The sequence below is a fragment of the Variovorax sp. 679 genome, from assembly GCF_003952185.1.
GTDB lineage: Bacteria > Pseudomonadota > Gammaproteobacteria > Burkholderiales > Burkholderiaceae_C > Variovorax.
Window position 1 is genome coordinate 212,698 of record NZ_RXFS01000002.1, and the last position, 13,178, is coordinate 225,875.

At 67.1% G+C, this 13,178-nt stretch carries 5 protein-coding genes; 1 reads left to right on the forward strand and 4 read right to left on the reverse strand.

Annotation, left to right across the window (positions count from 1 at the left end; all coding sequences use genetic code 11):
- Positions 1-113 precede the first annotated feature (113 nt).
- The 4 genes from EJO71_RS04990 to EJO71_RS05005 all read right to left on the reverse strand — a co-directional run bounded on the left by EJO71_RS04990 (position 114) and on the right by EJO71_RS05005 (position 11,546).
- The gene (locus EJO71_RS04990; RefSeq protein WP_125947857.1) at positions 114-728 is read right to left on the reverse strand and encodes a hypothetical protein; all 615 of its coding nucleotides are present in this window, start codon (positions 726-728) and stop codon (positions 114-116) included.
- Positions 729-736: 8 nt separating this feature from the next.
- Positions 737-1,861 (reverse strand): DUF2827 domain-containing protein, encoded by a 1,125-nt coding sequence (locus EJO71_RS04995; protein WP_125947856.1) that lies wholly within the window; start codon positions 1,859-1,861, stop codon positions 737-739.
- Positions 1,858-3,009, reverse strand: a complete 1,152-nt coding sequence (locus EJO71_RS05000; protein ID WP_125947855.1) for a DUF2827 domain-containing protein — start codon at positions 3,007-3,009, stop codon at positions 1,858-1,860. Before EJO71_RS05000 ends, EJO71_RS04995 begins: the two co-directional genes overlap by 4 nt.
- A 98-nt stretch (positions 3,010-3,107) precedes the next feature.
- Positions 3,108-11,546, reverse strand: coding sequence for an ESPR-type extended signal peptide-containing protein (locus EJO71_RS05005; protein WP_125947854.1), 8,439 nt, complete (start codon positions 11,544-11,546; stop codon positions 3,108-3,110).
- A 488-nt stretch (positions 11,547-12,034) separates the two neighbouring features.
- Here EJO71_RS05005 and EJO71_RS05010 point away from each other — a divergent pair, with 488 nt between their 5' ends.
- Positions 12,035-13,171, forward strand: coding sequence for a DUF2827 domain-containing protein (locus EJO71_RS05010; RefSeq protein WP_125947853.1), 1,137 nt, complete (start codon positions 12,035-12,037; stop codon positions 13,169-13,171).
- Positions 13,172-13,178 lie beyond the last annotated feature (7 nt).

The following is a 13,178-nucleotide window of genomic DNA, read 5'->3' on the forward strand; positions in this document are numbered from 1 at the left end:
CTCCTTCCATGCGCCCGCGCGGCGGATTCGCGCGGATCGGCTCCATTCTTGGTGCCCGCGACGGGCCTCGAAGGCCGGCCAAGGGCGTCCCCGCTTGTCGGAGACGGACGCGCCTATCGCTTCTTCGGCGGCTGGCCCGCGGCTCCGGCTGGAGCCGCGCCCGCAGCTGCGGCCGGATCCCGCCAGCCGTACTCGACGTAGCGCCGGATGATCAGGCAGCCCGGCGGCGAATCGATCAGCGAGACCGACGAGGTCGGCTCCTTCTCGTCGGTGTAGACCGCGTAGTTGGGCAGCAGCCGCGTCATCTTGTAGGTCGCGAGTTCCTGCTGGCCGACGCTCGCGCAGGTGAAGGGCGCGACCGAGATGCGCTCGGCCGACACGGTGCAGGCACCGCTTTCATCCGGAACGGCGGTGATCGACGCAGCCACGCCGGCGTTCGGAAACTCCATGCCGATCAGCGAGAACATCGGCCCGGCGTCGGGCCGCTTGCGGTCCCAGTCGAGCAGTACGTCGTGGCTGCGGCTGCCCTGCACGGTGAGCGTGGAAAGCCGCGTGATCGCCGGCAGGCAGCGCTTGACGCCCACGCTGGCGGCGGCGCGCGAAAGCGTGTCCTGCGGCGCTGCGGGCGGCGCCTGCGGCACCAGCACGCCCTGGGCGAACGCGGCGCCGGCGGCAGTCCACGCGAGGGCGACGAGCAGCGGGCGGGGAAATCGTGGGTTCGGCTTCATCCCGGTCCTCATGCGTAAAGGTTTTCGATGGCGGCGGTGTAGACGCGCACGTTCTCCTCGCCCTCGGGATCGAGCGTGGCGATGAAGCGGCGCGCGCGCTCGCGGTAGGCCGGCAGGTCGGCATCGTGCCCGGCGAAGGCGCGCTGCAGGGCGCGACCGCCCTCCTCGCAGTCGAAACCGTGATAGCGGTAACCGCAGTCGCCGATGAGGTGCGAGTTGTGGATCAGCGGGTAGCCGCCGTACAGGGCCTCGTAGTAGACGTAGTTCTGCGCGTTCTCCCAGTGGTGGGTGAACACGGCTTCGATCTTGCCGGGCATCACCTGGTAGACCGGGAAGCGTCCCTCGAAGGTGGCCAGGCCGTGCTGCACGATGTCCAGGCTCTGCGCGAAGCCGACGAACAGCGGCTTGTCCTTCAGGTGGAAGCTGTTGAAGACCCACATCTTCTCGATGAGCCTCGGCTGCGCGCGGTGCGCCGCCTCGCAGCCGAGCATGGGAATGAAGCTGGTCTTCACCATGCAGATGTTGGGCTCGAAGATGGCCACGCGCCACTGCTTGCGGCCTGGCTCGTAGGCGAAGGGCCGGCTGTCGGGCGCACGGGCCATGGCACGCTCCAGCACCATCGGGCTCCACAGGTGCGGCATGAGCCGCACGGGCGCGCGGAAGGTGCTCTCGAAGTAGGGCTTGCACGACACCTCGTACTCGGGAATCGTCCACACCTCGTCGTAGGGGGCGCCCGAGATCAGCAGGCCGTGCGGCTTGTCGAAGATCATGCGCTCGATGTCGATGACGTAGTCGTTGCCCACGCGCATCGAGACGATCTTGCCGCCGCGCTCGCGGAACGCCAGCGACCACGGCATGGCGAGCTGGGCGCTCATCTCGATCATGAGGTCGAGCTGCTGCCCCGCGGTGGCCATGTCGATGATCGGCACGGGCGAATCGGCGAGGAAGCTGGTGGCGTCCGCCGGGCCGCCGTCGCCGCCGCCCGCCACGAGCACCGCGCTTTCAACGCGCGGCGAGCGCAGCAGCAGCATCACGAGGAAGAGGCAGTTCTGGTAGACGCCGTTCTCCCACAGGCTCTGCTCGCCCTTGCGGATGAAGATGGAGACGCCGACCTTGAGCTTCGCCGGCATCATGCGGCGGCCCTCGCTGCATCGGCGCGGAACGCGGGGTTGCCGCCCACCAGGTGCAGCAGGCGCTGCGCGTAGCCCTCGACGTTCGCCGGGTGCAACGGATCGAGCGACTCGAAGACGCGCATGGAGCGCGCGCGATAGTCGTCGAGCTGCCGGTCATGGCCGCGCACGGCCTGCAGCAGTTGCGCAGCGCCGGAGGCGATGTCGAAGTCGGGGTAGTAATAGCCCGCATCGCGCAGCCAGGGCGAGTTGTGCACCAGCGGATAGTTGCCGTAGAGCGCGTCGAGATAGCTGTAGTTCTGGTCGTTCTGCCACTGGTGCGAGACCACGGCGTCGGCGAACTGCACCATGAAGCCCGCGAAGTCGTGCCGGCCGTGGAAGACCGCCTTGTGCTGGCGCACGATGTCGAGCGAGTTCGCCAGGTACAGCATGGTCGGGTGGTCCTTGAGGTGCAGGGTGTTGAGCACCTGCATCGATGTGACGGCGGACTGGTCGGCACGATAGGCCCCGTCGCAGATCAGCATGGGCACGCTGCTCGACTTCACCACCGAGATGTTGGGCTCGAAGATCGCCACGCGAAAGCCCGGCTGCTCTGCGGTGCGCGGCGCGTAGCCGAAGCGGTGGCCCGCGGCCTCGACCTCGGCGACGCGCTGGGCCAGGAACTGCGAAGACCACAGGTACGGCACCTCGAACACCGGGCAGCGGTGCATGGTGCGCATCATGGGCACGAAGGTGGCGTCCTTGGGCAGCAGCCACACTTCGTCGCAGCGGTCGGGCCTGCTGAAGTGGCCCTTGTCGGTGAACACGATCGGCTCGGCCAGCGCTGCGAATGGCTGGCCCACGCAATGGAACACCACGCGGCCGCCGCATGCGCGGAAGTAGGAAAGCCATTGCACGTCGAGCGCACCGGCCATCTCGATGACCACGTCGAGCGAATCGGTCAGCTCTCGCGCCCGGCCGAAGGCCAGGCCCATGGCGGCCAGGTCGACCTGGGGCGGCATGTTCGGCTGGTCACCGGCATCGACGAGCGTGACGGATTCGACGAACCCGATGCGTTGCAGCAGCCGGGCGAGGAACAGGACGTTCTGCCCCATGCCGTTCTCCCAGATGTTCTGGCCGGCGTGGGTGAGGACTGAAATACCGATGCGCATGGGGCGAAGTGTGTACCAAAAGAAACGGCCCCCGCGCCATCAGCGCGGGAGCCGCCTGTTCGAGGGCCGTGCGAGCGGCCTTTCAGTGGCTTATTTCCTTATTTCCACTTCCAGCCGATGCCGGCGTTGATGCCCCACTCCTTGCCCGTGGTCGACAGACCCGCGCCCCAGGACATCTTGCCGTCGTCGGACAGCGCCTTGAAGGTCAGCGCCACGGCGCTGTAGCCCTTGTAGCTGCCGAAGCCCACGCCCACGGTCTTCTCGCCGGGGTACAGCGTCGGCAGGTAGGTGCCCGACATCGCGAAGGCCATGGCCGTGCCCGAGTAGGCGATGCGCGCCACGTCGCCCAACTGGCCCTGCACCTGGTTGAGCTGCTGCACGTTGACCGCATCGCCCGGCAGGATGCCCGCCGCCACGTTGCTGATGCGCGTGCCGCCCGGCGCCTGGCCATTGCCCAGCGTGATCTGGTTGTAGTTGACCGTGCCGTCCGGGTTGGTCACGTACTGCACGCTGCTGGCCTTCGATGCCGCCGAGGCCGCCTTCAGCTGCGCCACGTTGGTTGCGTCGCTGTCCGCCGTGCCTGCGGCCACGCCGGTGATCTGGCGGAACTGGCCGTTGGCCGCATCGCCCACCGACACGGCGGCCTGCGTGCTGGTGGTCGCCTTGATCGCGGCCTCCTGCTGCGCGTTCGCGCCGCCCGGCACGTAGCCGGCCACGCCCGCCGCGGTGGATGCCACCGAGCCCGAGCCCAGCGCGACGCCGCCGCTTTGCTGCACGATCGCGCCGAAGCCGATGGCCGTGCCCTTGGAGACGTTCTGCGCCTGGCTCAGCGGCGTGCCGCCGGCATCCGCGTTGTCGCCCAGGGCCACGCCGCCGCCGCCCGCGCGGGCATTGGCACCGATGGCCTGCGAGCCCGTGGCCAGTGCCCCGGTGCCGATGGCGATCGCATTCGCACCCGTGGCCTGTGCGCCGAAGCCCACCGCCACCGCGCCGTCGGCCGTGGCCTTCGCACCGTTGCCGGCCGCGAAGGAATTGGCGCCGCTGGCCACCGACTGAGGTCCGATCGCCACGGCTTCCTGGCCGCTGGCCACCGAGTCGGCCGCCGTCGACTTGGCGTGGAAGTACTTGGTGCCGGTGTCGTAGATGTTGTTGACCGTCGTGCTCAGGCTGTTGAGGTTGACGTTGGTCGTGCTCAGGCCGGTCGAGAGGCTGCCGATGCCGCTGAACGCCGTGCTCAGGCCGCTCGACGTGGAGGTCGACAGGCTCGCCACACTGCTGTTCGTCGTGCTGAGGCCGGTCGACAGGCTGTTGATGCCGCTGGTCGCCGTGCTCAGGCCCGACGAGGTCGACGTGGACAGGCTGTCGATGCTGCTCGTGGCCGTGCTCAGGCCGGTCGAGGTCGAGGTCGACAGGCTCGCCAGGCTGCTGTTGGTCGTGCTCAAGCCCGTCGACAGGCTGCCGATGTTGCTCGTCGTGGTGCTCAGGCCGGTGGACAGGCTGTCGACCGTGCTCGACACCGTGCTCAGGCCGGTGGAGAGGCTGCTGATGCCGGTGGAGGTGGAAGTCGACAGGCTGTTGATGCTGCTCGTCGCAGTGCTCAGGCCCGTCGAGGTCGACGTGGACAGGCTGTCGATGCTGCTCGTGGCCGTGCTCAGCGCCGTGGAGGTGGAGGTCGACAGGCTCGCGACGTTGCTGTTCGTGGTGCTGAGACCGGTCGACAGGCTGTTGATGCTGCTGGTCGCGGTGCTCAGGCCCGTCGAGGTCGACGTGGACAGGCTGTCGATGCTGCTCGTGGCCGTGCTCAGGCCGGTCGACGTGGAGGTCGACAGGCTCGCCACACTGCTGTTCGTCGTGCTGAGGCCAGTCGACAGGCTGCTGATGCTGCTGGTCGCCGTGCTCAGGCCCGTCGAGGTCGACGTGGACAGGCTGTCGATGCTGCTCGTGGCCGTGCTCAGACCGGTCGACGTGGAAGTCGACAGGCTCGCCACACTGCTGTTCGTCGTGCTCAGCCCCGTCGACAGGCTGCTGATGCCGGTCGAGGTGGAGGTCGACAGGCTCGCGACGCTGCTGTTCGTGGTGCTGAGACCGGTCGACAGGCTGTTGATGCTGCTCGTCGCCGTGCTCAGGCCGGTCGAGGTCGAGGTAGACAGGCTGTCGATGCTGCTGGTTGCCGTGCTCAGGCCGGTAGACGTGGAAGTCGACAAGCTCGCCACACTGCTGTTCGTCGTGCTCAGGCCGGTGGACAGGCTGTTGATGCCGGTCGACGTGGAGGTGGACAGGCTGGCGACGTTGCTGTTGGTGGTGCTCAGGCCGGTCGACAGGCTGTTGATGCTGCTGGTCGCGGTGCTCAGGCCCGTCGAGGTCGACGTGGACAGGCTGTCGATGCTGCTGGCGGTCGTGCTCAGGCCGGTGGACAGGCTCGCAACGTTGCTGTTGGTCGTGCTCAGGCCGGTCGACAGGCTGCCGATGCTGCTCGTCGCCGTGCTCAGCCCGGTCGACGTGGAAGTCGACAGGCTGGCAACGTTGCTGTTCGTCGTGCTCAAGCCCGTCGACAGGCTGCCGATGCTGCTGGTCGCGGTGCTCAGCCCGGTCGAGGTCGACGTCGACAGGCTGTCGATGCTGCTCGTCGCGGTGCTCAGGCCCGTCGAGGTCGAGGTCGACAGGCTCGCGACGTTGCTGTTGGTGGTGCTCAGGCCGGTGGACAGGCTGCCGATGCTGCTCGTCGCCGTGCTCAGGCCCGTGGAGGTCGAAGTCGACAAGCTTGCAACACTGCTGTTCGTCGTGCTCAGGCCGGTCGACAGGCTGCCGATGCCGGTCGAGGTGGAAGTCGACAGGCTTGCAACATTGCTGTTGGTCGTGCTCAGGCCGGTCGACAGGCTGCCGATGCTGCTCGTGGCCGTGCTCAGCCCGGTCGAGGTCGACGTGGACAGGCTGTCGATGCTGCTGGTTGCCGTGCTCAGGCCGGTGGAAGTCGACGTCGACAGGCTCGCGACGTTGCTGTTCGTCGTGCTCAGGCCGGTCGACAGGCTGCCGATGCTGCTCGTCGCGGTGCTCAGGCCGGTGGAGGTCGAGGTCGACAGGCTCGCGACGTTGCTGTTGGTCGTGCTCAGGCCGGTAGACAGGCTGCCGATGCTGCTCGTTGCCGTGCTCAGGCCGGTAGACGTGGAAGTCGACAGGCTTGCGACGCTGCTGTTGGTCGTGCTCAGGCCGGTAGACAGGCTGCCGATGCTGCTCGTCGCGGTGCTCAGGCCGGTGGAGGTCGAGGTCGACAGGCTCGCGACGTTGCTGTTGGTGGTGCTCAGGCCGGTCGACAGGCTGCCGATGCTGCTCGTTGCCGTGCTCAGGCCGGTAGACGTGGAAGTCGACAGGCTTGCGACGTTGCTGTTGGTCGTGCTCAGGCCGGTGGACAGGCTGCCGATGCTGCTCGTCGCGGTGCTCAGGCCGGTAGACGTGGAAGTCGACAGGCTGGCGATGCTGCTGTTCGTCGTGCTGATGCCCGTCGACAGGCTGTTGATGGCGCTCGTCGAGGTGCTGAGGTTCGTCGAGAGGCTGGCAACGGTGCTGTTGGTCGTGCTCAGGCCGGTGGACAGGCTGCCGATGCCGGTCGAGGTGGAGGTCGAAAGGCTCGCGACGTTGCTGTTCGTCGTGCTCAGGCCCGTCGACAGCGAGTCGGTGACGGTCTTCACCTGCAGCACGTTGACCGCGTCCTGGTCCGCGGTGCCGGGCGCCACGCCCGTGATCACGCGGTTGCCGACGGCCAGCTCGCCAGCGGCGGTCTGCTTGCTCGTCAGGCCGAAGGCGTCGTAGTTCGTCATCGCCGCCGCAGTGCGGCTGGCCGATGAATTCGCGCCGAGCGCCACGCTGTTGTCGCCGGTGGCAATCGCGTTCTGGCCGATGGCCACGCTGTTGGCGCCGATGGCCTGGCTGTCCGCGCCGGTGCTGTTGGCGTGGAAGTACTTCGTGCCGGTGTTGTAGATCGAGCTGACCGACGAGCTCAGGGTGCTGAGGTTGCTGTTGGTCGTGCTCAGGCCGGTGGAGAGGCTGCCGATGCCGCTGGTCGCGGTGCTCAGGCCCGTGGAAGTCGAGGTCGACAGGCTCGCGACACTGCTGTTCGTCGAGCTCAGGCCGGTGGACAGGCTGTTGATGCCGGTCGAGGTCGAGGTCGAGAGGCTGGCGACGTTGCTGTTCGTCGTGCTCAAGCCCGTCGACAGGCTGCCGATGCTGCTGGTCGCGGTGCTCAGGCCAGTCGAGGTCGAAGTCGACAGGCTGGAAACGGCGCTGTTCGTGGTGCTCAGGCCAGTGGACAGGCTGCCGATGCTGCTCGTCGCGGTGCTCAGGCCGGTCGACGTGGAAGTCGACAGGCTGGCCACCGCGCTGTTGGTCGTGCTCAAGCCGGTGGACAGGCTGCCGATACCGGTCGAGGTGGAAGTCGACAGGCTGGTGACAGCGCTGTTGGTCGTGCTCAGGCCGGTGGACAGGCTGGTGATGCCAGTCGACGTGGAGGTCGACAGGCTGGCGACGGCGCTGTTGGTCGTGCTCAGGCCGGTGGACAGGCTGGTGATGCCAGTCGACGTGGAGGTCGACAGGCTGGCCACTGCGCTGTTGGTCGTGCTCAAGCCGGTGGACAGGCTAGTGATGCCAGTCGACGTGGAAGTCGACAGGCTGGCAACTGCGCTGTTGGTGGTGCTCAGGCCGGTGGACAGGCTGGTGATGCCGGTCGACGTGGAAGTCGACAGGCTGGCCACTGCGCTGTTGGTCGTGCTCAAGCCGGTGGACAGGCTGGTGATGCCGGTCGACGTGGAAGTCGACAGGCTGGCCACTGCGCTGTTGGTCGTGCTCAGGCCGGTGGACAGGCTGGTGATGCCGGTCGACGTGGAAGTCGACAGGCTGGCCACTGCGCTGTTGGTCGTGCTCAAGCCGGTCGACAGGCTGGTGATGCCAGTCGACGTGGAGGTCGACAGGCTGGCAACTGCGCTGTTGGTAGTGCTCAGGCCGGTGGACAGGCTGGTGATGCCGGTCGACGTGGAAGTCGACAGGCTGGCAACTGCGCTGTTGGTCGTGCTCAAGCCGGTCGACAGGCTGGTGATGCCGGTCGAGGTGGAGGTCGACAGGCTGGCAACGGCGCTGTTCGTGGTGCTCAGGCCGGTAGACAGGCTGCCGATGCTGCTCGTCGCTGTGCTCAGGCCGGTCGACAGGCTGCTGATGCCGGTCGAGGTGGAAGTCGACAGGCTCGTGACAGCGCTGTTCGTCGTGCTCAGGCCGGTCGACAAGCTGCCGATGCTGCTCGTCGCCGTGCTCAGACCGGTCGACAGGCTGCTGATGCCGGTCGAGGTGGAGGTCGACAGGCTCGCGACGGCGCTGTTGGTCGTGCTCAGGCCGGTGGACAGGCTGCCGATGCTGCTCGTCGCGGTGCTCAGACCGGTCGACAGGCTGTTGATCCGGCTGGTCGCGGTGCTCAGGCCCGTGGAAGTCGAAGTCGAAAGGCTGGTGACGGCGCTGTTGGTCGTGCTCAGGCCCGTCGACAGGCTGCCGATGCCGGTCGAGGTGGAGGTCGACAGGCTCGCGACGGCGCTGTTCGTCGTGCTCAGGCCCGACGACAGGCTGGCGATACCGCTTGCCGAGGTGCTGAGACCGGTCGAGAGGCTGCTGACAGCACTGTTGGTCGTGCTCAGGCCGGTGGACAGGCTGCCGATGCTGCTCGTCGCCGTGCTCAGGCCGGTCGACAGGCTGCCGATGCCGGTCGAGGTGGAGGTCGACAGGCTCGTGACAGCGCTGTTGGTGGTGCTCAGGCCGGTGGACAAGCTGCCGATGCTGCTGGTCGCCGTGCTCAGCCCGGTGGACGTCGAGGTCGAAAGGCTCGTGACAGCGCTGTTGGTCGTGCTCAGGCCGGTGGACAGGCTGCCGATGCTGCTGGTTGCCGTGCTCAGGCCGGTCGACGTGGAGGTCGACAGGCTGGCGACACTGCTGTTGGTGGTGCTCAGGCCCGTCGACAGGCTGTTGATGCGGCTGGTCGCGGTGCTCAGGCCGGTGGAGGTCGAGGTCGACAGGCTGGCAACGTTGCTGTTGGTCGTGCTCAGACCGGTCGACAGACTGCCGATGCTGCTCGCCGTGGTGCTCATGCCGGTGCTCAGCTGAGCCACCGTCACGGCGTCCTGGAGGGCGGAGCCATCGGCCACGTTCGTGATTCGACGCAGGGCCGAAGACGAGCCCACCGACACTTCGGACGCGGGCGCGGCCGTTCCGGTGAGGAAGCCCGTGCCGGTCGGCGCCGCCGCGCCGGTCACGCTGCCCGCGCCGATCGCGACGCTATTGGCATACGCCGCATTGGTCAACGTGCCTATGGCTACCGTGTTCGAGGCTGCGCCGAGCGCGTTGGCGCCCAGTGCGATCGCGGCATCGACCACCGTCGCGCCCGGCGGCTTGACCGTTGCGCCATTGCCGATGGCGATGCTGCGGGTCGTCCGGTCATCGGTCGCGGCGTTTCCGCCGATCGCGATGCCGGCGTTCTGGGCCGCGACGCCGATCTGGTCGGCCGATGCGCCAGTACCCAGGGCGATGCTTCCGCCCCAGCTGTTCGCGTTCGTGCCGATGGCGATCGTGTTGACATCGGTGGAGGAGCCGATGACGGCGTTCTTGCCGATGGCGATGGAACTGTCGGCAGCCGCGCGTGCGCTGGTGCCCAGCGCGAGCGAATCGGCGCCGGTGGCGATGGCGGTGACGCCGACGGCCACGGCATTCGCAGCCACGGCATTGGCGGTATTGCCGATGGCAATGCCGCCGGTATTGTTGGCAACGGCGGAACGGCCGACTGCAACGCTCCTGTCGCCGACCGCATTGGAGGCCGCACCCAGAGCTGTCGACGAAGCGCCGGTCGCCTGGGCGAAGGTACCAACGGCGGTTCCCGAGCTCTGGTTGGCCTGTGCGGCGGCACCGGCCGCCACGCTGTTCGTGCCGACGGCGTTGGCGCTGTTGCCCATCGCCAGCGAGAAGTCGCCGGACGCGTTGGAGCTCTCGCCGAACGCGGTGCTTGATGAACCCGATGCCGTGCTCTTGAAGCCCACGGCCGTCGAGTTCAGGCCCTGCGCGCTCGCCGCCTGGCCATAGGCGGAGGAGCTGAGGCCGAAGGCGTTGGAGCTGATGCCGACGGCAGTGCCGAAGGTGTTGGCCCGTGCGCCCGTGCCGATGGCCACTGCATCGGAGGCATAGGCGTTCGCCGCGCTACCGATCGCCACCGCGCCGCTGGCGGTTGCATTGGAAGCATTGCCGAGCGCGACGGCCGCATTGCCGATCGCATTGTTGAAATTGCCGAGCGCGACGGCGCCGGTCCCGTTGGCCGTGTTGTCGGCGCCCACGGTGACCGCGCCGGTGCCGGTGGAGGTGTTCGGATCGCCGATTGCCACTGCGCCGTTGCCGGTGGCCTTCTGGCCGCGGCCGATCGCGACCGCGCCGCCGGCGGCGGTGCTGCTGTTCGCGGTGGTGCCGCCCGAGCCGATCGCCACGTTCTGGCCCGTGGCGCCGCTGGTCACGCCATCGCCCTGGGCGATGCCGAAGGCGCCGTTGACCACGGCGCCGCGCCCGACGGCGATGCCCGAGGTGGCGGCAGCCACCACCGACGATTGCCCGCCGATCGCGATGCCGTCGACGGCCGCCGAATTGGCGACGCCGCTCAGGTTGCTGCCGACGGCGATCGAGCCCGTGTTCGACGCCAGGGTGCCATTGCCGGCCGCCAGGGAGTTCTTGCCGGACGCAACCGCGCTCACGCCGAAGGCCGTCGCGCCGTCCGCGCTGGCCGCCGTGCCGTTGTTGCCGATGGCCAGCGTGTTCTTGCCGCTGGCGGTGGTCTGGCCGCCGACGGCTGTCGAGTCCTGGCCGGTGGCCTTGGCGCTCGTGCCGATCGCAGTCGAATCGCCCAGATTGGCAGCGGTGCCGGTCGCGTTGGCGCCCCAGCCGATCGCCAGGTTGCTGGAGCCAAGGCTGGCGGCGTTGGCGCTCGTGCCGATGGCGATCGCGTTGACGCCCTGTGCGCTGGCAGCGTTGCCCATGGCCACGCTGCTGTCGCCGACACCACGGGCATTGAAACCGACCGCAACGCTCGTGATGCCGGTGGCCTGTGCCTGATGGCCCAGCGCGGTGGCCAGCTTGTTGGCCACCGACCCCATGCCGATCGCCGTGGCGCCAGCGCCCTGGGCGGTGGTGAAGGAGCCGAACAGCGTTACACCCAGGAAATTGCCGCCATTCGCGGAACAGCCGGCAACGTTCGACCAGACGCCCGAACCGTCGATGGGATTGGCGGTTGCCCCATAGCTGGTCGTGCCGTCAGGCCCGGTGCCGCTGCCGGTCGTGCAACCCGTTGTCGGCCCGATCACGGTTGCTCGCGCCTGCGGAGCGAACCCCACGGAGGCAATCACCAGACCGATCGCCGCCGCCACGGCAGTCACGCTCGATCCGCTTCGCTTGCCGCGCGCAGAAGTGATCTCCGAGGCGGCCACCCACGCTCCCAGGGATTCGTTCCATATGCTTCTGTAGGACTTGTTCATTTGCTATTCGGCTCGCGGTGGGTGGATGGACTGGTTCGTATCGACAAAAATGCGATGCGTCCCACGTCAGGGTCCATCGCTGGAGCGCCGGTCTCATTGGCACTCAATTACAGGAATGCTGGAATGTACGGAGTTGTTTACATTTCAGATGCACTGCAGCAATCTGCAAAACCGCCTCTGATGATTTAGTTCACAAAATTTTCAAAAAGGTGTCTTCTTTTCGAAATCTGAAACCTCGAGAAGCCCTTGAAACGGGGTTCCAACTAAGATCCGGCATGCCTTCAAGTTGCCTCATCTGCAGCGAACTCCACCCATCACAATGCCTTCTGGCAAGCATTTGTCCGGCATCGCGCAGTCATTCACTTTTGCCAAAAAAATCACGCCGACATTTAAGACTGTGAAATTAATCACAACTCAAAAATCAAATCCCGTGATTTTTCTCACGCAAATAGCTCACCCTCGGTAATTAACATTTAAGAAACAATTCGATGTCCAACGCCCCCAGGCTCCGAATCGGAATCACCATCGGCCTTCACCACGAGGCCGAAACCCTTTGGAACAACGGCATCAAGCAGAACGCCGTGTTCCTGGCGGAGGCGTTGAAACACTGTCCCGGCGTTGCCTCGGTCGTACTGGTAAACACCACGACCGTTCCGATCACGCCCGCCCTGCCATGGGACCTGACCCGGTGGCCTACGGTGAACTTCGAGGCGGCCAAGGACAGCGTCGACGTGCTGATCGAACTCGGCGGCCAGATCGATCCGGCGCAGACCGACTACCTGAAGCGCCGCGGCGCCCGGCTGGTGTCGTACTGCTGCGGCTTCGAATACGTGCACGCCATGGAGTCGATGCTGTTCAGCAAGCCGCTCTGGGGCCAGAACCTGTTCGTGAACCAGCGCTACGACGACATCTGGATGGTTCCGCAGGTGGCGAACATCAGCCAGCCCTACTTCGAGGTGCTGCGCCGCGCCGAGGCGCGCGCCGTGCCCTTCGTCTGGAGCCCGGTGTTCCTCGACGAGCGCACGCGCGCCCTGCCCGGTGCCGGCGTCTACCAGCCGCACGCAGGAGCGCGCCGGCTCAGCGTGATGGAGCCGAACATCAACGTGGTGAAGTTCTGCCTCTATCCGGTGCTGATCGCCGAGCTGGCCTACCGGTCGCGCCCCGAGGCCATCGCACTGCTGCAGGTCACCAATGCCGAGCGGCTGGCCAGGGAGAACATGGAGTTCATCACGCTGATGAACCAGCTGGACCTGGTCCGCGAGCACAAGGCGGTGTTCCTGGGCCGGCACGAAACGCCGGTGTTCCTGGCGCAGAACACCGACATCGTGGTCTCCCACCAGTGGGAGAACCCGCTGAACTACTTCTACCTGGAGACCTGCTGGCAGGGCTACCCGCTGGTGCACAACGCGCACCTGTGCGCGGACCTCGGCTACTACTACCAGGGCAACGATGTGGCCGGCGGCAGCGCCCGCGTGCTCGAGGCCATCGACACGCACGACGCCAACGCGGCAAACTACCGCTCACGCCAACGCACCCTGATCGACCGCTACCTCCCCGGCAACGCCGCGGCCACCGGGGTCTACAACAACCTGCTGCTCGACCTGATGCAGCGCCCCGCCCGCTAGGCGCACG

Excerpts from the sequence above, each read along its gene's own strand:
- EJO71_RS04990 (WP_125947857.1), bottom strand. The coding sequence starts at position 728 with ATGAAGCCGAACCCACGATTTCCCCGCCCGCTGCTCGTCGCCCTCGCG.
- EJO71_RS04995 (WP_125947856.1), bottom strand. The coding sequence starts at position 1,861 with ATGATGCCGGCGAAGCTCAAGGTCGGCGTCTCCATCTTCATCCGCAAG.
- EJO71_RS05000 (WP_125947855.1), bottom strand. The coding sequence starts at position 3,009 with ATGCGCATCGGTATTTCAGTCCTCACCCACGCCGGCCAGAACATCTGG.
- EJO71_RS05005 (WP_125947854.1), bottom strand. The coding sequence starts at position 11,546 with ATGAACAAGTCCTACAGAAGCATATGGAACGAATCCCTGGGAGCGTGG.
- EJO71_RS05010 (WP_125947853.1), top strand. The coding sequence starts at position 12,035 with ATGTCCAACGCCCCCAGGCTCCGAATCGGAATCACCATCGGCCTTCAC.